This is a genomic window from Microbacterium sp. (assembly GCF_052099035.1).
GTDB lineage: Bacteria > Actinomycetota > Actinomycetes > Actinomycetales > Microbacteriaceae > Microbacterium.
On sequence record NZ_JBQDSX010000001.1, the window covers coordinates 43,964 to 64,235 of the forward strand.

At 65.2% G+C, this 20,272-nt stretch carries 24 protein-coding genes; 14 read left to right on the forward strand and 10 right to left on the reverse strand.

All coding sequences use genetic code 11. From position 1 onward, the window contains the following. Positions 1 to 188: 188 nt before the first annotated feature. Together ACTIAO_RS00200 and ACTIAO_RS00205 are read left to right on the forward strand one after the other, a co-directional pair. Positions 189 to 557 carry an FKBP-type peptidyl-prolyl cis-trans isomerase gene (locus tag ACTIAO_RS00200; RefSeq protein ID WP_441904331.1) on the forward strand — a complete coding sequence of 123 codons (369 nt, stop codon included), beginning with the start codon at positions 189 to 191 and terminating at the stop codon, positions 555 to 557. Positions 558 to 713: 156 nt separating this feature from the next. Beyond that, the gene (locus ACTIAO_RS00205; RefSeq protein ID WP_441904332.1) at positions 714 to 1,268 is read left to right on the forward strand and encodes a YceI family protein; all 555 of its coding nucleotides are present in this window, start codon (positions 714 to 716) and stop codon (positions 1,266 to 1,268) included. A 27-nt stretch (positions 1,269 to 1,295) separates the two neighbouring features. On the opposite strand, the gene ACTIAO_RS00210 is transcribed toward ACTIAO_RS00205, so the two are convergent. Next, positions 1,296 to 2,579: an MFS transporter gene (locus tag ACTIAO_RS00210; RefSeq protein ID WP_441904333.1), complete on the reverse strand. Its 1,284-nt coding sequence runs from the start codon at positions 2,577 to 2,579 to the stop codon at positions 1,296 to 1,298. A 167-nt stretch (positions 2,580 to 2,746) separates the two neighbouring features. Here ACTIAO_RS00210 and rpsO point away from each other — a divergent pair, with 167 nt between their 5' ends. Continuing rightward, positions 2,747 to 3,016: a 30S ribosomal protein S15 gene (rpsO, locus tag ACTIAO_RS00215; RefSeq protein WP_441904334.1), complete on the forward strand. Its 270-nt coding sequence runs from the start codon at positions 2,747 to 2,749 to the stop codon at positions 3,014 to 3,016. Positions 3,017 to 3,094: 78 nt separating this feature from the next. Here the strand turns inward: rpsO and ACTIAO_RS00220 are convergent, their stop codons facing one another. The 3 genes from ACTIAO_RS00220 to ACTIAO_RS00230 form a co-directional block, all read right to left on the reverse strand. Further along, the gene (locus tag ACTIAO_RS00220; protein ID WP_441904335.1) at positions 3,095 to 3,622 is read right to left on the reverse strand and encodes a DUF488 domain-containing protein; all 528 of its coding nucleotides are present in this window, start codon (positions 3,620 to 3,622) and stop codon (positions 3,095 to 3,097) included. A 35-nt stretch (positions 3,623 to 3,657) separates the two neighbouring features. After that, positions 3,658 to 4,662 carry an isopenicillin N synthase family dioxygenase gene (locus tag ACTIAO_RS00225; protein WP_441904336.1) on the reverse strand — a complete coding sequence of 335 codons (1,005 nt, stop codon included), beginning with the start codon at positions 4,660 to 4,662 and terminating at the stop codon, positions 3,658 to 3,660. Between the two features lie 78 nt (positions 4,663 to 4,740). Next, positions 4,741 to 5,865 (reverse strand): acyltransferase family protein, encoded by a 1,125-nt coding sequence (locus ACTIAO_RS00230; protein WP_441904337.1) that lies wholly within the window; start codon positions 5,863 to 5,865, stop codon positions 4,741 to 4,743. A gap of 114 nt (positions 5,866 to 5,979) precedes the next feature. Here ACTIAO_RS00230 and ACTIAO_RS00235 point away from each other — a divergent pair, with 114 nt between their 5' ends. Together ACTIAO_RS00235 and ACTIAO_RS00240 are read left to right on the forward strand one after the other, a co-directional pair. Beyond that, positions 5,980 to 7,206 (forward strand): LLM class flavin-dependent oxidoreductase, encoded by a 1,227-nt coding sequence (locus ACTIAO_RS00235; RefSeq protein WP_441904338.1) that lies wholly within the window; start codon positions 5,980 to 5,982, stop codon positions 7,204 to 7,206. Between the two features lie 2 nt (positions 7,207 to 7,208). Next, positions 7,209 to 7,853 carry an FMN reductase gene (locus ACTIAO_RS00240; RefSeq protein ID WP_441904339.1) on the forward strand — a complete coding sequence of 215 codons (645 nt, stop codon included), beginning with the start codon at positions 7,209 to 7,211 and terminating at the stop codon, positions 7,851 to 7,853. 54 nt (positions 7,854 to 7,907) lie between these two features. Here the strand turns inward: ACTIAO_RS00240 and ACTIAO_RS00245 are convergent, their stop codons facing one another. Then, positions 7,908 to 8,087 carry a DUF5302 domain-containing protein gene (locus ACTIAO_RS00245; RefSeq protein WP_441904340.1) on the reverse strand — a complete coding sequence of 60 codons (180 nt, stop codon included), beginning with the start codon at positions 8,085 to 8,087 and terminating at the stop codon, positions 7,908 to 7,910. A gap of 78 nt (positions 8,088 to 8,165) precedes the next feature. Between ACTIAO_RS00245 and ACTIAO_RS00250 the strand changes: the two genes are divergently transcribed. Beyond that, complete coding sequence (locus tag ACTIAO_RS00250; RefSeq protein ID WP_441904341.1) at positions 8,166 to 9,365, forward strand: carbamoyl-phosphate synthase large subunit; 1,200 nt, start codon at positions 8,166 to 8,168, stop codon at positions 9,363 to 9,365. Between the two features lie 12 nt (positions 9,366 to 9,377). Here ACTIAO_RS00250 and ACTIAO_RS00255 read toward each other — a convergent pair whose 3' ends face one another. Beyond that, on the reverse strand, positions 9,378 to 10,538 hold the full coding sequence (locus ACTIAO_RS00255) for an alpha/beta fold hydrolase (RefSeq protein WP_441904342.1): 1,161 nt from the start codon (positions 10,536 to 10,538) through the stop codon (positions 9,378 to 9,380). A 154-nt stretch (positions 10,539 to 10,692) separates the two neighbouring features. Between ACTIAO_RS00255 and ACTIAO_RS00260 the strand changes: the two genes are divergently transcribed. From ACTIAO_RS00260 to ACTIAO_RS00280, 5 genes are all read left to right on the forward strand, one after another. Further along, positions 10,693 to 12,966: a polyribonucleotide nucleotidyltransferase gene (locus ACTIAO_RS00260; protein ID WP_441904343.1), complete on the forward strand. Its 2,274-nt coding sequence runs from the start codon at positions 10,693 to 10,695 to the stop codon at positions 12,964 to 12,966. A 207-nt stretch (positions 12,967 to 13,173) separates the two neighbouring features. Further along, positions 13,174 to 14,199, forward strand: a complete 1,026-nt coding sequence (locus ACTIAO_RS00265) for an aldo/keto reductase (RefSeq protein ID WP_441904512.1) — start codon at positions 13,174 to 13,176, stop codon at positions 14,197 to 14,199. 78 nt (positions 14,200 to 14,277) lie between these two features. Further along, complete coding sequence (locus ACTIAO_RS00270) at positions 14,278 to 14,880, forward strand: histidine phosphatase family protein (RefSeq protein ID WP_441904344.1); 603 nt, start codon at positions 14,278 to 14,280, stop codon at positions 14,878 to 14,880. A gap of 19 nt (positions 14,881 to 14,899) precedes the next feature. After that, positions 14,900 to 15,646, forward strand: a complete 747-nt coding sequence (gene dapB / locus ACTIAO_RS00275; protein WP_441904345.1) for a 4-hydroxy-tetrahydrodipicolinate reductase — start codon at positions 14,900 to 14,902, stop codon at positions 15,644 to 15,646. After that, positions 15,646 to 16,101 (forward strand): hypothetical protein, encoded by a 456-nt coding sequence (locus ACTIAO_RS00280; RefSeq protein WP_441904346.1) that lies wholly within the window; start codon positions 15,646 to 15,648, stop codon positions 16,099 to 16,101. Before dapB ends, ACTIAO_RS00280 begins: the two co-directional genes overlap by 1 nt. Here the strand turns inward: ACTIAO_RS00280 and ACTIAO_RS00285 are convergent. From ACTIAO_RS00285 to ACTIAO_RS00295, 3 genes are all read right to left on the reverse strand, one after another. Then, positions 16,076 to 16,501 carry an OsmC family peroxiredoxin gene (locus tag ACTIAO_RS00285; protein WP_441904347.1) on the reverse strand — a complete coding sequence of 142 codons (426 nt, stop codon included), beginning with the start codon at positions 16,499 to 16,501 and terminating at the stop codon, positions 16,076 to 16,078. The two genes, ACTIAO_RS00280 and ACTIAO_RS00285, sit on opposite strands and share 26 nt — an antisense overlap. 71 nt (positions 16,502 to 16,572) lie before the next feature. Then, entirely contained in the window at positions 16,573 to 17,145 is a 573-nt protein-coding gene (locus ACTIAO_RS00290) for a DUF4395 domain-containing protein (protein ID WP_441904348.1), read from the reverse strand. Next, a complete protein-coding gene (locus ACTIAO_RS00295) occupies positions 17,142 to 17,591 on the reverse strand; it encodes a TlpA family protein disulfide reductase (protein WP_441904349.1) in 450 nt (149 codons plus the stop codon). Before ACTIAO_RS00295 ends, ACTIAO_RS00290 begins: the two co-directional genes overlap by 4 nt. A 91-nt stretch (positions 17,592 to 17,682) precedes the next feature. On the opposite strand from ACTIAO_RS00295, the gene ACTIAO_RS00300 reads away from it, so the two are divergent. The 3 genes from ACTIAO_RS00300 to ACTIAO_RS00310 are packed head-to-tail and all read left to right on the forward strand — an operon-like array spanning position 17,683 to position 19,726. Next, the gene (locus ACTIAO_RS00300) at positions 17,683 to 18,492 is read left to right on the forward strand and encodes a thymidylate synthase (RefSeq protein WP_441904350.1); all 810 of its coding nucleotides are present in this window, start codon (positions 17,683 to 17,685) and stop codon (positions 18,490 to 18,492) included. Beyond that, positions 18,489 to 18,965, forward strand: coding sequence for a dihydrofolate reductase (locus tag ACTIAO_RS00305; protein WP_441904351.1), 477 nt, complete (start codon positions 18,489 to 18,491; stop codon positions 18,963 to 18,965). The genes ACTIAO_RS00300 and ACTIAO_RS00305 overlap by 4 nt, the downstream gene beginning before the upstream one ends. Further along, the gene (locus ACTIAO_RS00310) at positions 18,965 to 19,726 is read left to right on the forward strand and encodes an SDR family NAD(P)-dependent oxidoreductase (protein WP_441904352.1); all 762 of its coding nucleotides are present in this window, start codon (positions 18,965 to 18,967) and stop codon (positions 19,724 to 19,726) included. The genes ACTIAO_RS00305 and ACTIAO_RS00310 overlap by 1 nt, the downstream gene beginning before the upstream one ends. 2 nt (positions 19,727 to 19,728) lie before the next feature. Here ACTIAO_RS00310 and ACTIAO_RS00315 read toward each other — a convergent pair whose 3' ends face one another. After that, positions 19,729 to 20,268 carry an NUDIX domain-containing protein gene (locus ACTIAO_RS00315; protein WP_441904353.1) on the reverse strand — a complete coding sequence of 180 codons (540 nt, stop codon included), beginning with the start codon at positions 20,266 to 20,268 and terminating at the stop codon, positions 19,729 to 19,731. Positions 20,269 to 20,272 lie beyond the last annotated feature (4 nt).

Below are 20,272 nucleotides of genomic sequence, written 5' to 3' on the forward strand. Positions count from 1 at the left end.
CGCTGAGTGTTGCCACGGCCAGGCTCTCGGCGCGAAGCGCCCTGAGCCTGGCGCGTGGCAAGGTTGAGCGAGCGAAGCGAGTCGAAACCTCCTTGAGCCAGCGAAGCGAGCCGAAACCTCCCAGCTGTTCGCTCTCGGCTATCCCCATCGCATTGACCCCGGCCACGTCGCTCCGGTTGGATGGAACCATGACAGATCGCACAAAGCCCGAGTTCGACGCCCCCAGCGGACCCGCCCCCGAAGAGCTCGTCATCCGAGACCTCATCGAGGGTGCAGGAACCGAGGCGAAGCCCGGCGACACCGTGACCGTGCACTACGCCGGGGTCGAGTACGACTCTGGTGAAGAGTTCGACTCCTCCTGGGGGCGCGGTGAGACCATCCAGTTCCCGCTGCGCGGCCTGATCCAGGGCTGGCAGGACGGCATCCCGGGAATGAAGGTCGGCGGACGCCGCGAACTGGTCATCCCGCCGCACCTGGCCTACGGGCCTGCGGGTGCGGGTCACTTCCTGTCCGGGAAGTCCCTCATCTTCATCATTGATCTGGTGGACGTCGGCTGATTCGACGCCCCGCAGTGAAGACCTCCGCTCCGAGACGAGCGGGGGTCTTCGTCTTTTCTCGAAAATTGTTCGGGAGAGTCGGAATACATGCGCTCGCATACGAGCTACACCCCATGAACGCCGCGAGCGCGGCCCTGATCTCAAGGAGAACTCCGCATGACCACGATTGATGTTCCCGGCTACCGTCCCGGCACCTGGATCCTTGACCCTTCGCACAGCGAGGTCACCTTCAGCGTCCGCCACATGATGATCTCGAAGGTGCGCGGCACGTTCGGAATGAAGAGCGCCACGCTTGTCGCTCCGGAGAACCCGCTCGAGACGAAGGTCGAAGCATCCGTCGACGTCTCATCGGTCGACACCAAGGATGAAGGTCGCGACGGGCACCTGCGTTCGGCAGACTTTTTCGACAGCGAGAACTTCCCGACCATGAACTTCGTCTCCACCGGTGCACGCGTCGAGAACGGCGACTTCTTCGTCGACGGCGACCTGACCATCCGTGGCGTCTCCAAGCCGGTCAGCTTCGAGTTCGAGTTCGGTGGCTTCGGTCAGGACCCGTACGGAAACTACAAGGCCGGCGCATCGGCGAAGACGGTCATCAACCGTGAAGACTTCGGTCTCACCTGGAATGCCGCGCTCGAGACCGGTGGCGTACTCGTCGGCAAGGACATCACGATCAACCTCGACCTGCAGGGTGCACTGCAGCAGGACTGATCCGATTAGCAATGCACCCCGTGCCCGTCAGGGCACGGGGTGCTCTGCGTCGTAGTCGCGGAATCGTGGTGTGGCGCGTACCAGCATCGCGACCAGCACGATCACGATGAAACCGCCCAGCAGTGGCGGGAACCACAGCGCCGTGAGGGTGGCCAGCGTGCCCGCATAGAGGGCGCCGAGACGCGGGCCGCCGGTGACGACGATGACGAAGATGCCCTGCAGTCGACCGCGGATGCTGTCGGGAACCGACGACTGCATCATGGTGCTGCGGTAGATCGAACTGACATTGTCGGCGGCCCCGGATGCCGCCAGCGCGACGCAAGCGGCGACGATGAGGCCGAGATTGATCGAGGTCTCGCTCGCCGCCGGCATCCACACGCCGAGGAGCAGGATCGCGCCGAACGCGAGTATCGAGGCGCCGTACACCTGGATCGCACGTTGGATGCCGCGACCGTGCCAGCGATATCGCACGATTCGCCCGGAGAACAGGCTGGACAGGAAAGTCCCGGCCGCGACCGCCGCGGTGAGCGCGCCGGTGGTGACAGCCCCGCCGCCGAGCAGCACGGTGCCGAGGGCCGGATACAGAGCCATCGGCTGCCCGAACGTCATCGCGATGATGTCGAGGATGTACTGCGTCCGGATGTTGCGGGCGCGTTTGAGGAACTGCCAGCCGTCGACGAGCGACGCCAGGCCGGGGCGTACGATCGTGCCTTCCGGACGCAGCGACGGCAGGGTCCACAAGCCCATGAACATCGCCAGCATCAGGACGACGTCGATCGTGTAGGTCCACCCGTACCCTGTGGTGGCGACGAGGACACCGGCCATCGCCGGGCCCACCATCACCATCAGGCCGATCGTGATTCCGTTCAGAGCGGAGGCGGAGGCGAGGAGCTCGCGAGGGATGAGCCGGGGGATGATCGCGCTGCGCGTCGCCATCCCGACCGAGTTCGCCGCGGCGTTGATGATGCTGAGTGCGTACAGCCACCAGATCGTCTCGAGCTGTGACCAGGTCAGGATCGCGAGTAGAAGGGTGGATGCGAAGGTGAACACGGCGGCGATGAGGCCGACGATGCGCCGGTCGAATGCGTCCGCCAGCATCCCGCCGTACAGCCCGGCCACGATCATGGGGATCAGTCCGGAGACGGCGACCATCGAAACGGCGAACGTGCTGCCGGTGAGATCGAACACGTGCAGCATGATGGTGACCAGCGTCAGCTGCCCGCCCAGGCCGCCGAGCGTGGAGCCGATCCAGAGTCGCGTGAATGATGGACTCGCCCGGAAGGGGCGAAGATCGATCCAGGCACTGCTCACCCGATGAGGCTACCGGCATCCACGGCATCCGCCGTTTCGTGACCACGTGTCAGGGACATTCGAAGGGCTGGTAGACTCTACAGGTTGCCGTTTGATCGGCCGCGGATAAAGAGAGCCCACGTATCAGGCGTCGGGCGCCGCGCAATGAGTGAGAGGGGATCGAATCTATGGCACTGGAAGCAGACGTCAAGAAGGCGATCATCGAAGAGTACGCGACGCACCCCGGTGACACCGGATCCCCCGAGGTGCAGGTCGCAATGCTGACGCAGCGCATCAAGGACCTCACCGAGCACCTCAAGGAGCACAAGCACGACCACCACTCGCGTCGTGGGCTGTTCCTGCTCGTCGGTCAGCGTCGTCGTCTGCTCGGCTACCTCCAGGGTGTTGACATCGAGCGTTACCGCTCGCTGATTCAGCGCCTCGGACTCCGTCGATAACGACCAGCGTTCAATCGCGCGAAACTTCTTGGAAGGCCTCCCCACGGTGTGGGGAGGCCTTCATCGTTCCCGGTGCGTTCAGGCCGGGTACGTGACCGTATCGCCGTCGGCGACGGCTCCAGCCGTCAGCTCGGCCGGGTGCTCGCGCCCCTGGTCCATCAGGTGGAAGACGGTTTCGCCGCGCGCCAGCAGATGATCGGCGATGATGCGTCGGTGGCACCGCCACCAGACGGCTTCCGAGCACATGACCGTTGTACGCGCCTGGCGCCCTAGATCGATGAGCTGCTCGACGCCCCCGCGAAACTCATCGGAGAGCGCATAGTCGGCATAGTTGTGGAAGCTGCGGTTCTGCCAGAACGCATTGACGTCGAATGGCACATCTTTCGAGACGGGACGGCGTCCCGCGAGCTCCGCGATGCGCTCGAAACGGATGCCGGCGGTGCCGAGCGATTCCCGTAGCGCATCCTCGTTGAACTGCGGATATCGATTCGAGCCGGGCAGTCGTCGCACATCGACGACGCCTTCGACCTCTGCCGATTGCAGCAGTTCGATGAACTCGTCGATGGAGCGAGTCGAGTGTCCGACAGTGAAGAACGGCGACGGCATGCCTCGAGGCTACTCCGCGCCCCCAGGGCTCGACCTCAGGCGCCAGCACCCACCAGATCCGCGTGATGGATCGCCGCGACGTCCGGATGTGCGCGCAGCCGTGATTTGAGCGCATTCTCGCCATACAGGCTGTGGATCGGATTGCTCGGATCCTCGGTCACGCCACGCGCCTCGGAGGCAAGCTCCGCCGGGAGCTGGATGAGCGGCAGCTTCGCATCGAGCGCAGGGCTGAAGAAGAACGGAACCGAGATGCGATCTTCCGGCGCCTTCGGAGAGATCACCCGGTGGTTGGTGGCTTTGAGATAGCCGCCGGTGGCGTATTCCAGCATCTCGCCGATGTTCACGATGAATGCGTCGTCGACGGGCGGGGCGTCCACCCAGGCGCCGTCGCGCTCCACCTGCAGACCGCCCTTGCCTGGCTCCACCCACAGCAGGGTGAGAACGCCGGAATCCTTGTGCGCCCCGACTCCCTGGTGCGGTTCCGGCGCATCCGTGCCGGGGTAGCGCACGATCTTGAGCAGACTCGCCGGATCGCCGAAGTCGGCGTCGAAGTGGGTGGGTTCAGCACCGAGCGCCTGCGCCCAGCTGCGCAGGAGCCTGCGGGAGATGCCCGTCAGGTGCTCGCGCCATGATGTGGCGATCTCGCGCAGCTCAGGCTGGGCCGCCGGCCACAGGTTCGGGCCGATGAGGCGGTTGAAGGAGGGGCCCTCAGCAATGGCGTCACGTTCTGGCCCGATGTCGATTTGCTCACGCCAGTCGACCTTGCCCTGAGTGCGCTCACCGCCGATGCGCGTGTATCCGCGGAACTGGGGGCTCTTTAGGTTCTCGATCGCGAGCTTCTGCTCCTCGGGCAGTGCAAAGAAGTCGCGTGCCGCCTGCTGCAGTTGTCGGAAGAGCTCGTGCGATATGCCCGTTCCGGTCAGGTAGAAGAACCCGACGTCGTGTGTGGCAGCGCGAAGGTCATCGCGGAACTTTGCGGCCGCTTCGGGGCCGTTGTCGAGCTCTGCGAGGTCGAGCACCGGGAGGTTCAGATCAGCCATATCCCGAGCGTACGTCGAGCCCTCGCCCTGAACCGCTCGTGTTGCGAAGAGTTACCGTCGCGTAGAACCGCGGCGCGCTCAGGTGCGCCGTGACCCCGTGGGGTCATCCCGCCGCGAAGTCTCGGCCAGCCGCGCATCCGAGAACAGCCAGCGTGCGCGAGGTTCGACGAGGGGCCGGAACACCCAGCGCACCGGCTTCGTCGCAAGCCCCAGGGCGATCCCGACGGAGAGGACGATCACCATCGGCAGCCAGATCCAGGTCGGCTCAGCGTCCCGGAGAATGCCGGATTCCCGGAACGGGTAGAGCACGAACGAGTGCAGCAGGTACACGTACATCGTGTACTGACCGAACGTCGTCCACCAGTAGGTGCCGCGGGGGATCAGCACGAAGAAGGCGATGCTGAGCACGAATCCGATCACGATCAGCAGCAACCGGATGCCGCCTGACCACCACACGTGCGCGCCGAGTTCGGCGTACGAGTCGTTGTAGAAGAACCAGGTATCGAGGTCGAGGCTCTTCCAGAGGTCCACCCAGTTCCACGCGATGAACCCGACGGCGACGAACACCGCGACGGCGACCGCGCGCAACCACCACGGACGGAAGTCGATGAGCCGCAGCCTGTTCACGAAATCGTGCTCGCGTGCCCACCAGCCCAGCACGAAGAACGGCAGGAACCCCAGGGTGCGCGACAGCGAGAACGTGCTGTCGACGTTCGGAAGGTATCCGGCGCCGATCGAGATCAGCACGCTCCACACCAGTGGCCAGCGCAGCAGTGCCAGATAGGGCAGCACCAGGCGGAAGATTCCCAGGGCGAGCAGGAACCACAGCGTCCAGGATGGTTGGGTGAGGTTCGGATTCGCGCGTCCCTCGACGAGCCATTTCGTCAGCGTCCACAGCAGTTCGAAGATGACGTAGGGCAGCAGGATGTCGGTGAGGACACGGGACATCTGCTTCCTGGTGGGCGGAGCGGATTTCGAGAAGTATCCCGCGATGATGGCGAAGGCCGGCATGTGGAATGCGTAGACCGACAGATACAGCGCCATCGCGATGTCGGAGTCATAGGTCAGACGCTGGATCGCATGTCCGAGGACGACGAGCACGATGCACGCGTAGCGGGCGTTGTCCCAGAAGGGAACGCGTCTGCGCGGGCGTGCGACGGAACCAGTAATCGGGCCAGTCGGCACCAGCGGGGTACTGCTCATCATTGAAGGCTACCGTTCAGGAATAAAGTTGCCGAGGTGGCGTTGTACCCGATATATTCAAACGCATAGACACGGATGTCGCCGCATCCGCCTCGAGAACCCCGGAGCACCCTCATGAGCGACCAGCCCGCAACCTCAGGCATCCAGTTCGGACTCTTCACCGTCAGCGACGTCACCCAGAACCCCATCACCGGCGAGACGCCCAGCGAAGGTCAGAAGATCAAGGACGCGATCACTATCGCGAAGCACGCCGAAGAGGTGGGCCTCGACGTCTTCGCCGTCGGCGAGCACCACAACCCGCCGTTCTGGTCGTCTTCTCCCACCACGACTCTCGCCGCCATCGCCGCGCAGACCGAGCGAATCATCGTGTCGACGTCGACGACGCTCATCACCACGAACGACCCGGTGAAGATCGCCGAGGACTTCGCGATGCTCCAGCACATCTCGGACGGCCGCACCGACCTCATGCTCGGCCGCGGCAACACCGGCCCGGTGTACCCGTGGTTCGGCAAGGATATCCGTCAGGGGCTTCCACTGGCGATCGAGAGCTACGCGCTGCTGCGCAAGCTCTGGGACGAGGACGTCGTCGATTGGGAGGGCAAATTCCGCACCCCGCTGCAGGGCTTCACCTCCACGCCGCGCCCGCTAGACGGCGTAGCGCCGTTCGTGTGGCACGGCTCCATCCGCACCCCGGAGATCGCTGAGCAGGCGGCGTACTACGGAGATGGTTTCTTCGCGAACAACATCTTCTGGCCCAAGGAGCACTACCAGCGCCTCATCGAGCTGTACCGTCAGCGCTTCGCGCACTACGGGCACGGCACAGCCGAGCAGGCGATCGTCGGGATCGGCGGCCAGGTCTTCATGCGTGCCAACTCGCAGGACGCAGTCAACGAGTTCCGGCCATACTTCGATAACGCCCCCGTCTACGGCCACGGCCCGAGCATGGAGGACTTCACCGAGATGACGCCGCTCACGGTCGGTTCGCCCCAGCAGGTCATCGACCGATACGCCGCGATGCGCGATACCTTTGGCGACTACCAGCGCCAACTGTTCCTCATCGATCACGCGGGGCTCCCGCTGAAGGTCGTGCTCGAGCAGCTCGACATCCTCGGCGGCGAGGTCGTTCCGGTCCTCCGCAGGGAACTGGCGAAGAACCGTCCCGCGAGTGTCCCGGATGCTCCGACCCACGCCGCTCGCGTGAAGGCCGTGTACGGCGATGGACCCGCGCGCGAGGCGCGGCCGGGTGTCAACCGCGGTGACAACCTCACCGCCGGCTCGCCCTACCAGGACACCCCAGCGCCGGCCGGCGCTGCATTCGGCATCAGCCGGACGGAGGCATGATCATGGCAGAGCGTCGTATCGCCGTAATCGCGGCGGGATTGTCGAACCCCTCATCGACCCGGATGCTGGCGGACAGGCTGGCGGCGGAGACCGTGAACCAGCTCGCAGAGCGCGAGATCCAGGCCACGGTGGACGTGATCGAGCTGCGCGATCTGGCGCACGACATCACCAACAACCTGCTCACCGGCTTTGCGCCCGCAGCACTCGAGTCGGCGATCAACTCGGTGTACTCGGCGGATGCGCTGATCGCGGTGACGCCGATCTTCTCCACGAGCTACTCCGGACTGTTCAAGTCGTTCATCGATGTACTCGATCCCGATGGCCTCAACGGCAAGCCCGTGCTGATCGGTGCGAATGCAGGAACCGCCCGGCACTCGCTCGCGATCGACTACGCGATACGGCCGCTGTTCGCCTACCTGCACGCCGATGCCGTCTCGACCGGAGTCTTTGCGGCATCCAGTGACTGGGGAAGCAGTGCGGACGACGTCGCCCCGCTCAGCGCGCGTGTCGAGAAGGGGGCGCGTGAGCTCGCCGAGGCCGTGGCGCGACGGGCTGCTGTCACATCCGACGACCCGTTCGACCCGGCGAACTACCTCGGTGAAGGACGCTCCTTCGGCCATCTGCTCGGCGGCCTTGCGGGGGAGTGAGCGCGGACTGAGAGGAAGGCACCGGCCCAGTGCGGGTCGGTGCCTTCTAAACGGTCAACCGCTCTTGCGTCGGAACTCACGTCGCGTCTGCGGAGAATTCACCGAGTGGACGGCGGACTCGCCATCCAGGTGAGACTCACCGTCGCGATGATGTGCGTTCTTCTTCTCGAGCGCTTCCTTGAACTTGCGCTTCATCTCCTCGGATGAGGAGGTTGCGCCTTCGTCGGTGCTCATGCAGTCAGCCTAGGCCAATCTGACGCTAGGGTGTGAGCACGCTGACCTCCCGACGAAAGGCCACCCATGCGTGTACTCGTGACGAGTTCTCGGAATACATTCGCCCTCGACATCATCCGCAAGCTGGGAAGCGTCGGACACACCGTCGTCGCCAGCGACACCTACCGGGATGCCATCGGCAATCACTCGAAGTATGCCTCCGAGCACGCGGTGACCGCCTCACCGCGATTCGACACGGATCAGTTCATCAGTGATATCAGCGACATCGTGACTCGCCACGACATCGACCTCATCATCCCCACGTTCGAGGAAGCGTTCTACCTCGCTGCTCGTGTAGAGGACCTGCCAGCAGGCGTCCGTCTGTACGCAGGACGGTTCGAGGCGCTTGCCCGACTGCATGACAAGGCGAGTTTCAAGCGGCTCGTCACCGACGCGGGCGTCCCGGTGCCCGAGACGATCGTGGCGACCGATGACGCATCGCTTGCCGCCGCGATCGAGAAGTACCCTCGCTACTTCGCACGGGCAGCGTTCTCCCGCGGTGGCATCGGACTGCTCACGAACACCGGTCCGCTCGCCGGCAACATCGCCGTCGAGGACTGCAAGCCGACTCCGGATCAGCCGTGGCTGGTGCAGCCGTTCGTCGACGGGCCGATGGTGTGCAGTTACAGCACGATCGTCGACGGTCGGATCACGTCGCATTGCACCTACCGGGCACCCGAGCAGTGGGCGCACAGCACGGGCATCACGTTCCTCGCCGTCGACAGCACCGACACGCTTGCCTACACCCAGCGCATCATCGACGCCCTCGGCGGCGACTTCACCGGACAGCTGTCGTTCGACTTCGTCGACAACGACGGCCAGCTCTACGCGATCGAGTGCAATCCGCGCCCCACGAACGGCGTGATCCTGCTGGAAGCCGAGGAATTCGCCCTCGCGTTGACGGGCGAGACCGCCGACCCCGCCGTCGTGGAGCCGGGTGTGGAACGCCAGGTCTCGGCCGCGGTGCTCGCCGATGCCTTCACCGAACCGCTCAAGCATCTGCCGACGACCCTGCACGACCTGATCAAGGTCAAGGATGTGGGCTCCGGCTGGCATGACTCGATGGCCATGATGTGGAGTCCTGCGACCCTCATCCACGGCGCCAAGCTCAGCCACGGCCAGCGTAAAGAACTGCTCGGTGCGCTCGGCGACGACATCGTCTGGAACGGCGAGCCGATCGACGGGATGACGGATGCTCAGGCCGCGGCGCTGGAGGCCGTGCACGAGCAGCGGGTCTGACCGCCGCGGTCGCTAGCGGGAATGGATCGCGTCCTCGAATCGCGCTGCCGTGATGAGTGCGGTGACGAGGGCCGCTGATGCGCCCCGGCGGGGGAGCTGATCGAGTCGATCCGCCTGCTGCGCGAGCAGCTTGTGCTGTCCGCGCACGAGGTTCCGGACGCCATTGAGGAAAGCGAGCGGATGAGTGTCGAGTGCGCTGTGTCCGTTCTCGATCGTCACAAGCGCGGCATCCGGCGCCGCGGCTGCGACACGATGTGCGATCGCGGGAGGGGTGCGGATATCCCGGTTGCCCACGAGCAGTGCGAGGGGCCACGCGAACGCCGGCATCGCGGCAGGAAGATCGAAGGACTCGCCGGCGAATGCGGGGAACCGATACGCGAGGCGCGAGTACGTCTGCGCCGGGTCGAGCGGTAGTCCGTCGGGATGCCCGCCGTAGCCGAGTTCCCGATATCCGATGGCACCCACGATCGAGAAGTCGTAGTACCCCGGAATCCGGATGATCGATTCGTCCCGTCTGGAGTAGAGCGAAAGCGCCCGCCATGCGGGATTCCACCGACCCCGTGACCGTGTGCGCAGGAAAGGTCGCAGCAATGCATCGCCACCGAGCTCGTAGGCGGCTCTGATCACATCGAGCACCCGGCGGTCCTGTGCGCCGGAGGCGATCAACCGGCGAACGTCGCGGGAGTACGGCGAGTCGTCTTCCCAGAACAAGTTCCGGATGAGCTCCCGCTCCAGCGTGACGTCGTCTGCGGACTGCAGAGCGGAGTCGAGGAGCATGCCGGCCACCCGATCGGGGTATGCGATGCCGAAGGCGCCGGCCAGGTAGCTGCCGTACGACGAGCCGGCGATGAATGCTGTCGCTGCACGCTCGTTGTCGAGCACAGCGGCGATGTCATCGACGACATCGCCGACACGCATCGCCGACTGCGGGAGCGGGTGTCCATCGAGCCCCCTGCGCGAACTGCCCACACCACGATGCTCGATCATGATGATGTCGAGCCCACCGGATGCGCCCTGGCGCCGAAGCGACTGGTAGGGGCGGATCGAGCCGAGACCTGGCCCCCCGGGGATCACGACGGTCGGGGTGCTGGTGCGGGGCCCCGTTCGCACATACGCAAGATCGAACTCGGGCGTGTGACCGGTGGCCGGCCGCCGAACCCGAAGCAATCCCATGGGGTCACTCTAGTGTCCGGCAAGTTCCGCGCCACCACGCTGATAAGCTGGCGGTGGACTGCTGTGTGCAGTCAGCGCGCCGATTCGCGCGCGCGTACGTATGATCTCGCCCCTCACACGGAGGGACGAGTCTAAACAAAGAAGGAGAGACCTCTTGGAAGGTCCTGAAATCACTGCCGCCGAGGCCGTTCTCGATAACGGTCGCTTCGGCACCCGCACTGTCCGCTTCGAAACAGGTCGCCTTGCTCAGCAGGCGCAGGGTTCGGTCGCGGCTTACCTCGATGGAGAGACCATGCTTCTCTCCGCAACCTCCGCAGGAAAGCACCCGCGCGAGGGCTTCGACTTCTTCCCGCTGACCGTCGACGTCGAAGAGCGTTCGTACGCAGCAGGCAAGATCCCCGGTTCGTTCTTCCGTCGGGAAGGACGCCCCTCCACAGAGGCGATCCTCGTCTGCCGTCTGATCGACCGTCCGCTGCGTCCGTCGTTCGTCGACGGCCTGCGCAACGAGGTCCAGATCGTCATCACCGTGCTGTCCATCGCTCCGGGTGAGTTCTACGACGCACTGGCGATCAACGCGGCATCCGCGTCGACCCAGATCTCGGGTCTGCCGTTCTCCGGTCCGATCGCTGGCGTTCGACTTGCGCTCATCCCCGGCCAGGGCGAGAACGCCGACCAGTGGGTCGCGTTCCCGAACCACGCACAGGTCGAAGAGGCCGTTTTCGACCTCATGGTCGCCGGTCGCGTGGTCACCAAGGCCGACGGAACCGAAGACGTCGCGATCATGATGGTCGAGGCCGAGGCCACCGAGAACAGCTGGAACCTCATCAAGGGCGGCGCTGTCAAGCCGAGTGAAGAGATCGTCGCAGGCGGCCTCGAGGCTGCCAAGCCGTTCCTCAAGCAGCTCGTCAAGGCCCAGGCCGAGATGGCGCAGCACTCGTCGAAGGCACCCGGTGTCTACCCGGTCTTCCCGGCGTACGAGCAGGCCACCTACGACTTCGTCGCCGCATCCGCGACTGCAGACCTCGAGAAGGTCTACCAGATCGCTGACAAGGTTGAGCGTCAGAACGCCGATGACGAGGTCAAGGACCGCGTCAAGGCCGAGGTCGCTTCGGCGATCGAGGCGGGTACGCTTCCGGCATCCGCTGCAGGCGAGGTCTCGGGCGCATACAAGTCCGTCACCAAGAACATCGTCCGCGGCCGCATCCTCGCAGAGGGCGTGCGCATGGATGGTCGCGGTCTCGCGGACATCCGTCCGCTGGACGCAGAGGTGCAGGTCATCCCGCGCGTGCACGGTTCGGCGATCTTCCAGCGCGGTGAGACCCAGATTATGGGCGTCACCACGCTGAACATGCTGAAGATGGAGCAGCAGATCGACTCGCTGTCGCCGGTGACGCACAAGCGTTACATGCACCACTACAACTTCCCGCCGTACTCGACCGGTGAGACCGGCCGAGTGGGCTCGCCGAAGCGTCGCGAGATCGGGCACGGCTTCCTCGCCGAGCGCGCGCTCGTGCCGGTGCTGCCCAGCCGCGAGGAGTTCCCGTACGCGATCCGCCAGGTGTCCGAGGCGCTCAGCTCCAACGGCTCGACGTCCATGGGCTCTGTCTGCGCATCGACGCTGTCGCTGCTGAACGCGGGTGTGCCGCTGCGCGCAGCCGTTGCCGGTATCGCGATGGGCCTCGTCTCCGACGAGGTCGACGGCCAGACCCGCTACGCGGCTCTCACCGACATCCTTGGTGCAGAAGATGCACTCGGCGACATGGACTTCAAGGTCGCCGGAACCAGCGAGTTCATCACTGCGATCCAGCTCGACACCAAGCTCGACGGCATCCCGTCCGACGTGCTTGCCGGTGCGCTGACGCAGGCCAAGGATGCGCGTCTGACGATCCTGAACGTCCTGAACTCTGCGATCGACGCTCCTGACGAGATGGCGCCTACCGCGCCGCGCGTCATCAGCGTGCAGATCCCGGTCGACAAGATCGGTGAGCTGATCGGCCCGAAGGGCAAGACGATCAACGCGATCCAGGACGAGACCGGCGCGCAGATCTCCATCGAGGAGGACGGCACCGTCTACATCGGCGCAGTCGACGGCCCTTCGGCCGAGGCGGCCCGTGCCCAGGTGAACGCGATCGCCAACCCCACCAACCCGGAGGTCGGCGAGCAGTTCCTCGGAACCGTCGTGAAGATCGCGTCGTTCGGCGCCTTCATCTCACTGCTCCCGGGCAAGGACGGCCTGCTGCACGTCACCGAGGTGCGCAAGCTCGCCGGTGGCAAGCGTGTCGAGAACGTCGATGACGTCCTCTCGGTCGGCCAGAAGCTCCTCGTGAAGATCGCGAAGATCGACGACCGCGGCAAGCTGTCGCTCGAGCCCGTGCTCGATGACGCAGCCGCTGAAGATGCTCCCGCCGCGGAGCAGCCCGAGGCGTAAGTCTCAGCGCGTCGGCCCGGATTCCGCTCCTCAAGAGCGAAATCCGGGCCTTCGTCGTGCCATCTGTGATCAAAACGTTATGAGAAGTTCTCGTCTCGTTACGCGCAATGGTCGGGGAGTTCGTTGTTCTCGCTTACCCTCGTAGTACGCACAGGGGGTGCATGACAAACGCTGGTCTTCCACAAGACACGCGCGGGGGTGATGAAGATGCGACTGTTCGGCACAGGAACTGCTGAGCAGGTCGCACGCGCTCGGGAAGCATCCCAGCATCCATCCGCACCGATCCCCGTGGTCGGTCCCGGTGTCGGAGAGAGCATCCGTGTCAGCCTCGGCGAGACCGACGTGCGCACATTCCCGCTGATGCTGGGGGCAGCCGAATTCGGTTGGAACGTCGATCTTGAGACGAGCCATGCGATCCTCGATCGCTACGTCGAGTTCGGTGGCAACGCGATTCACACGGCAGATGGGTTCTCCGGCGGTCGCAGCGAGTACATCATCGGCCAGTGGCTGCGCTCGCGAGGACAGCGCGACCGCACCCTGCTCAACGTGCGTGTCGGCTCGCACGCGGATAACCCCGGTCTTGATCCGGTGAACCTGGTCCGTGCGGTCGAAGGGTCGCTGACGCGCCTGGGCGTCGATCGCATCGACATCATGTACCTGGACGCGACGCTTGACCAGGTCACGAACCTCGAAGACACCCTTGCGACGGTCGAATGGCTGCGTGACTCCGGCAAAGTCGGCGTGGTCGGTGCGTTCCGTTTCACTCCCGAGCGTCTCGTGGAAGCACGCATTCTCGCTTCGGCCGGTTACCCGCGCCTCGAAGTTCTCGATGAGCCGTACAACCTCGTCCGCCGCGACGCGTTCGAGGGGGATCTGCGTCTGGTTGCCGGCGCGCAGAACCTCGCGGTCACCCCGTCGCACGCACTCGAGCACGGTTTCCTTTCCGGCCGTCATCGCAGCAAGGCCATGATGTCCCGGGGTGTGCGCGGAGAGCAGTTGCGCAGCCAGCTCAATCGCCGCGGCATCCGCATTCTGCGCGCGCTCGACCAAGTCGCCACAGAGCTGGATGCACCGGTTGCTGCGGTTTCGATCGCCTGGCTGCTCGCCCAGCGCACGATCGCGGCTCCCATCGTCAACAGCTTCGCCACCGAGCAGGTCGATGAGCTCATGCAGGGCGCCGGAATCTCGCTGTCGCGCACCCAGATCGCAGAGCTCACTCGCGCAGGAAACTGACTCGCTGGGCCGCGGCCCCTTCTGAGGCCGATAGGGTGGAATGGCCGCAGAGAAGGCTGGCAACGAAGCGAGCGGGTTGTGACGCACTACATTTATCTGGTCAGACATGGTGAACATCAGGATGCCGAGCACGGCGTCGACGACGGACCTCTTTCTCCTCGGGGGCAACGTCAAGCAGAACTGATCGCAGACCGCCTGTCCGGCCTTCCGCTCGACGGCGTCTGGCATTCGCCATTGCTGCGTGCCACAGAGACTGCGCGCGCTATTGCGGAGCGGCTTCCTGCGATCACCCCTCAGCAGTCGGCTCTGCTGTTCGACTGCGTGCCGACCGGCATGACCGAAGACACGCCAGCCGTGTACGAATCGTTCTTCGGCTCCGTGACGGATGCCGAGGTCGAAGCGGGCGGGGCGCAGATGGCTGATGCCGTGAACGAATTCCTCGTGCGCAAGCAGGGTGATGTGCACGACGTGCTGATCACGCACAACTTCGTCATCGCGTGGTTCGTGAGAGAAGTGCTCGGCGCACCCGATTGGCGATGGATGACGTTGAACCAGGCCCACTGCGGTCTGACGGTCATCGCTCAGAAGCAGGGCAGGCCGTGGACGCTGGTGAACCACAACGAACTGAGTCATCTACCGATGGAGCTGCGCACCGGCCTGCCGGACGTCCTACCTGTCTGAGCCCAAATAGACTGGTCGCATGACCAAGCAGGTGGCACTCGTCGGCGGTTCCGGCAAGCTCGGAACGATCATCAAGGCGGTGATCGACGACCTTGACGGATTCGAGGTCGTGCGGATGCTCACCTCATCCAGCGAGCTGGACGAGCTCGACGGAGCCGATCTTGTCGTCGACGCATCGACGCCCCAGGTCAGCGTCGACGTCGTGCGCGCGGCTGTCGAGCGCGGCATCAACGTGCTCGTCGGAACCTCTGGCTGGTCTGCTGAGCGCATCTCTCTGGTGCGCGCGCTGGTTGAGTCAGCGGGAACCGGGGCCGTCTTCGTCCCCAACTTCTCACTCGGCTCCGTGCTGGGGTCGGCACTTGCCGCGGCGGCTGCACCGTTCTTTCCCTCGATCGAGATCATCGAGGCCCATCGCGACACCAAGATCGACTCTCCCAGCGGCACCGCTGTGCGCACCGCTGAACTCATCGCCGCGGCGCGCACCGAGCAGGGGCCGGTGAGCGCCCCGCACGCGGACCAGCGTGCGCGGGGGCAGCAGGTGGCCAGCGTGCCGATCCACTCACTGCGCCGCCCGGGCGTCATCGCTCGCCAGGATGTGATCCTCTCCGGTCGCGGAGAGTCCCTCACTCTGACCCATGACACGGTGGATCCGGCGTCGGCGTATGCGCCCGGCATCCGTCTGTCCGTGCCGTTCGCTGCCGAGGCCCGCGGCATCGTCGTGGGCCTGGAGAGCATGATCGACATCGGAATCGGACACCGCTCGTGATGGCACGTGCCGGCGTCATCGTCGTCGCGCTCTGCTTGATTCTCTACTTCGTCCTCACAGGGCAGTGGGCGTTTCTATACCTCGTGAGCGGTGAGCCGGTCGGTATCGCAATGGGCGTTGCGCTCATCGTGCTTCCGCTGATCGGTGCATGGGCGCTCATCCGCGAGATCCAGTTCGGCATCCAGGCGGATCGCCTCGGAACGGAACTGGATGCCGAAGGCGGGATGCCGCCGGCCGAGACGGAACTGAGCGCGCGAGGGAAACTCGCAAAATCGGATGCCGACCCGCTCGTGCAGCGATACACCAGCGAGGCAGAAGCCGCCGCCGATGACTGGCGGGCGCGCTATCGCCTCGGGGTCGTGCAAGATGCTGCCGGACGTCGTAAAGACGCCCGAGCCAGCATCCGCGAGGCGATCCGCCTCGCCAAGGTCAGGCCAGCGTCGCCTCGAGCGTGATCTCGATTCCGGCCAGCGCCTGCGAAACGGGGCAACCGGTCTTCGCACCCTCGGCGATCTCCTGGAACTGCTCCTGGGTGAGTCCGGGAACCGAGGCATTGACGTTGAGGTGGCTGCCGGAGATCCCGACACCGGGCTTGAAGGTCACAGAAGCCGTCGTGTTGACGCGCTCGGGCGGGGTACCGTTCTCGGCGAGGGCGTTCGAGAGCGCCATGCTGAAGCACGAGGAGTGCGCGGCAGCGATCAGCTCCTCCGGGGTCGTGGTCGTGTCGGAGCCCTCGCTGCGCGCCTTCCAGTTGATGGGGAAGGTGCCGAGGTTCGATGAGGAGAATCGGACGGTGCCCGACCCTTCAGTGAGAGAACCGGTCCAGGTTGTCGCTGCTTCGCTGGTGACGGGCATGATTCCTCCAAGGGTCGTGGCTGGGTGTTCGGCCAGCCTATCGACCGCGAGGTCTGTGGGGAACCGCCCGATCAGGCAGCCGGAGCAGTGCGGCCGAGGATCCCCGCACGCTGCAGCAACAGATAGATCTGGCAACCGAGGCAGAAAGCGAACGCGGCGTTGAGGAAGGCCGCGATGAACGCCGCGGCGGCAGCGATCGGCAGAGCCCACGGCACACCGGCCAGATGCAGCACGAGGCCGATCGAGACGACGATGAGGCCGACGCCCTGCGCGAAGCGAGGGGGCCGCGGGTCTTCGAGCTCGGTCGGCGCCGCGAGTCGAGGTCGTATGAAGCGCCGGAAGATCGCGCCCCAGGGGGCGGTCCGCGGGGAGAGCACGCCCCAGAGGAAGAGCAGTGCGACGACAAGGAGTGCGAGGAATCCGGGGTCGAGCGCCCGTTGGACAAGCGATGCAGCGGGAAGCGTCAGCACAGCGCCAGGGACGAAAGTGGCGTCAGCGAGCGGCTGATAGGCGAACCAGCCGAACGAAGCTTGTGCCGTCGAGAGCCCGACCAGGCTCAGCAGGAGAGCGAGCAAGAGCTGGGCAGAGGTGATAGCGGCCGCGAAGCGCGGGCCACGGGGATCGATGCCCGCCGGTGTGGTCATGACTGCTCCTGTCGCGCTCTGGTTGGACTCGATGACACACCCAGTGCCTCGATCGCCTCGATGATCGAGGCGCGATCGGGGACGCCTCCCCAGCGCGCCGCGACCTCACCGGCCGCATCGATGAGGAACGTCGTTGGCGTCTGAAGCACGTGGTACTTCGTCGCCAGATCACTGCGCCGAGTCAGATCGATCTCGGCCTGTGCGATGCCCGTCTCACGTGAGACCTCACCGAGCATTCGACGCACCTGCGGGCAGCGCGCGCACAGCTCAGTGCTGAACTGCACGAGAGTGATCGATGTCGTAGTACCTCCGGGAAGGTCTGCCCAATCGACCAGCACCTTCCCGCCGGTACGCCTGCGCCCATCCTGCGCGCGGGCGAAGAAGCCTGCCGCGATGGCGAGCAGCACAACCGCGCCAGCGATGAGCAGGGCGATCGAGAGGGGCATTGCTCAAGAATACGGCGGCGGGTGGTGAGTGGCCCCGAGATGACGGCGAATGACGCCGCTGTCCTCGTCGAAGACGGGTATCGTGTGAGGCATGAGCGCCGACGTCCCTACGCCGTACGAAGATCTGCTCCGTGACGTCCTGGAAACGGGCACGCATAAGGATGATCGCACCGGCACCGGCACCACGAGCGTGTTCGGCCGGCAGATCCGCTTCGACCTGTCGCAGGGCTTCCCGCTGATCACCACGAAACGAGTGCACTTCAAGTCGATCGCGTACGAGCTGCTCTGGTTCCTGCGGGGCGATTCCAACGTCTCGTGGCTGCGTGAGAACGGCGTCACGATCTGGGACGAGTGGGCAGACGCCGACGGCGATCTGGGCCCGGTCTACGGCGTGCAGTGGAGGTCCTGGCCGACGCCGGACGGCGGTCACATCGATCAGCTCGCTCAGGTGATCGAGCAGATCAAGGCTGCTCCGGACTCACGTCGACTGATCGTCTCCGCGTGGAATCCGGCGGACATCCCTGATATGGCTCTCGCGCCGTGCCATGCGCTGTTCCAGTTCTACGTCGCCGATGGCAAGCTGTCCTGCCAGCTCTATCAGCGCAGCGCAGACATGTTCCTCGGCGTGCCGTTCAATATCGCCAGCTATGCACTGCTGACGATGATGATCGCGCAGCAGGTGGGCCTCGAACCCGGAGACTTCGTTTGGACCGGTGGCGACTGCCACGTCTACGACAACCACATCGAGCAGGTGCGTGAGCAGCTGAGCCGCGACCCCTACCCGTATCCCACGTTGCGCTTCGCGCGGAAGCCGGAGTCGATCCTCGACTACACATTCGAGGATTTCGTGATCGAGGACTACCAGCACCATCCGTCGATTCGCGCGGCGGTCGCGGTATGACGTGGGTGGGCCTGATCTGGGCCGAGGCCGCCGGCGGCGTCATCGGTGCCGAAGGCGGAATGCCGTGGCATGTGCCCGAGGATCTCGCCCACTTCAAAGAGGTCACTTTCGCATCTCCTGTCGTGATGGGACGCAAGACCTGGGACTCCCTGCCGGAGCGATTCCGCCCGCTGCCAGGACGCGAGAACATCGTGATCACGCGTCAGCAGGACTGGGAAGCCGAGGGCACTCGTCGCGCCGCTGACCTCGCCGCAGCCGTCCGCGGACTGGAACGCGTGTGGATCATCGGCGGTGCGGAGATCTTCGCCCAGGTGATCGGCGAGGCTGATCGGCTCGAAGTCACCGAGCTCGATCTCGATGTCGTCGGAGACTCGTATGCACCCTCCAAAGAGGGGTGGCGGCTCGTCGACGAGGGGGAGTGGCAGACCTCGCGCACCGGCACCCGCTATCGCTTCCTGAGTTACGAGCGCTGATGCCCACCGCTCTGATCACCGGTGCCAGTGCCGGACTCGGTGAAGAATTCGCGCGCCAGCTCGCAGACCGTGGTGCCGATCTCGTGCTCGTCGCACGGTCGGCAGACAGCCTGGAGACGCTCGCGCGCAGCCTGCGCGATGGGCACGGCATCTCGGTCGAGGTGCTTCCCGCGGATCTGGTCACCGAGGAGGGTATGAAGCTGGTCGTCGCGCGGATCTCTGAGGGAGAGCGTCCGATCGATCTGCTCGTCAACAACGCCGGCTTCGGGCTCCCTCTGCACTTCGCCGACAACGACATCGAGGACGAAGTGCGCCACCTGCGCATTCACGTCGAGGCGCCGATGCGCCTCATGCACGCGGCACTGGGCCGCATGCGCGGACGCGGTGGGCGGATCATCAACGTGGCGTCCGTTGCGGGTTTCATCTCCCGGTCGACGTACTCGGCATGCAAACAATGGCTGATCGGATTCAGCAGGTGGGCGAATGCCGAATACGCCCGTGACGGTGTCAGCGTCACCGCGGTCTGCCCGGGCTTCACGCATACGACGTTCCACGAGCGGATGGGGCTTGCTCCCGGACACGAGGGCATTCCCGCGATCGGCTGGTTGAACGCCCGCGATGTCGTGCGCGAAGGGCTTCGCGATGCCGCACAGGGCAAGGCCGTGTCGATTCCGTCGCTGCGCTACAAGACCGTCGTCGCGCTGACCAGGCTGCTGCCGTCTTCACTCACCGCTCGCGCGGCACGTCGCGGACGGGTCTGAACTCACTGAAAACGAGCGAGATGGATGCCGGCGTACGCGAGCGCTGCGACCGTCTCACCATCGCTGATGCGCCCCTGCGCGATCATCTGCAGCACCTCCGCGAACGGCACCCAGGACACCTCTTCGATGCCCTCGTCATCGTGGACCGCGTCCGTGGGGTCTGCGGCGCTCAGCTCGCGTGCGAGGAAGACGAACTCCGGGGCGACTGTGACGCCGTTCAGCGCGTTCATCCGACCGATCTGCGACCACTGCGCCGCCTGCATGCCGGTCTCTTCGAGCAGCTCGCGCTTCGCGGCGACCAGCGGATCCTCGCCGTCGCTGCCGCCGGCTGGCACTTCGATGGATCGGCCGACCGTGTACCTGTCGAGCGTGACAAGGCACACTCTGTCGTCGGCATCCATCGCTACGATGAACACGGCGGGGTTGCGCACCGTGACGACGCCGTAGATGCCGTTGCCGGCGGGGCCCGTCACAGCATCCTCCCGAACGGAGATCCAGGGATTCTCGTAGACGATGCGGGAATCATCGGTGCGCCAGGTCATGAGT

Excerpts from the sequence above, each read along its gene's own strand:
- ACTIAO_RS00200 (WP_441904331.1), top strand. The coding sequence starts at position 189 with ATGACAGATCGCACAAAGCCCGAGTTCGACGCCCCCAGCGGACCCGCC.
- ACTIAO_RS00205 (WP_441904332.1), top strand. The coding sequence starts at position 714 with ATGACCACGATTGATGTTCCCGGCTACCGTCCCGGCACCTGGATCCTT.
- rpsO (WP_441904334.1), top strand. The coding sequence starts at position 2,747 with ATGGCACTGGAAGCAGACGTCAAGAAGGCGATCATCGAAGAGTACGCG.
- ACTIAO_RS00220 (WP_441904335.1), bottom strand. The coding sequence starts at position 3,622 with ATGCCGTCGCCGTTCTTCACTGTCGGACACTCGACTCGCTCCATCGAC.
- ACTIAO_RS00225 (WP_441904336.1), bottom strand. The coding sequence starts at position 4,662 with ATGGCTGATCTGAACCTCCCGGTGCTCGACCTCGCAGAGCTCGACAAC.
- ACTIAO_RS00230 (WP_441904337.1), bottom strand. The coding sequence starts at position 5,865 with ATGAGCAGTACCCCGCTGGTGCCGACTGGCCCGATTACTGGTTCCGTC.
- ACTIAO_RS00235 (WP_441904338.1), top strand. The coding sequence starts at position 5,980 with ATGAGCGACCAGCCCGCAACCTCAGGCATCCAGTTCGGACTCTTCACC.
- ACTIAO_RS00240 (WP_441904339.1), top strand. The coding sequence starts at position 7,209 with ATGGCAGAGCGTCGTATCGCCGTAATCGCGGCGGGATTGTCGAACCCC.
- ACTIAO_RS00245 (WP_441904340.1), bottom strand. The coding sequence starts at position 8,087 with ATGAGCACCGACGAAGGCGCAACCTCCTCATCCGAGGAGATGAAGCGC.
- ACTIAO_RS00255 (WP_441904342.1), bottom strand. The coding sequence starts at position 10,538 with ATGGGATTGCTTCGGGTTCGGCGGCCGGCCACCGGTCACACGCCCGAG.
- ACTIAO_RS00265 (WP_441904512.1), top strand. The coding sequence starts at position 13,174 with ATGCGACTGTTCGGCACAGGAACTGCTGAGCAGGTCGCACGCGCTCGG.
- dapB (WP_441904345.1), top strand. The coding sequence starts at position 14,900 with ATGACCAAGCAGGTGGCACTCGTCGGCGGTTCCGGCAAGCTCGGAACG.
- ACTIAO_RS00280 (WP_441904346.1), top strand. The coding sequence starts at position 15,646 with ATGGCACGTGCCGGCGTCATCGTCGTCGCGCTCTGCTTGATTCTCTAC.
- ACTIAO_RS00285 (WP_441904347.1), bottom strand. The coding sequence starts at position 16,501 with ATGCCCGTCACCAGCGAAGCAGCGACAACCTGGACCGGTTCTCTCACT.
- ACTIAO_RS00290 (WP_441904348.1), bottom strand. The coding sequence starts at position 17,145 with ATGACCACACCGGCGGGCATCGATCCCCGTGGCCCGCGCTTCGCGGCC.
- ACTIAO_RS00295 (WP_441904349.1), bottom strand. The coding sequence starts at position 17,591 with ATGCCCCTCTCGATCGCCCTGCTCATCGCTGGCGCGGTTGTGCTGCTC.
- ACTIAO_RS00300 (WP_441904350.1), top strand. The coding sequence starts at position 17,683 with ATGAGCGCCGACGTCCCTACGCCGTACGAAGATCTGCTCCGTGACGTC.
- ACTIAO_RS00305 (WP_441904351.1), top strand. The coding sequence starts at position 18,489 with ATGACGTGGGTGGGCCTGATCTGGGCCGAGGCCGCCGGCGGCGTCATC.
- ACTIAO_RS00310 (WP_441904352.1), top strand. The coding sequence starts at position 18,965 with ATGCCCACCGCTCTGATCACCGGTGCCAGTGCCGGACTCGGTGAAGAA.
- ACTIAO_RS00315 (WP_441904353.1), bottom strand. The coding sequence starts at position 20,268 with ATGACCTGGCGCACCGATGATTCCCGCATCGTCTACGAGAATCCCTGG.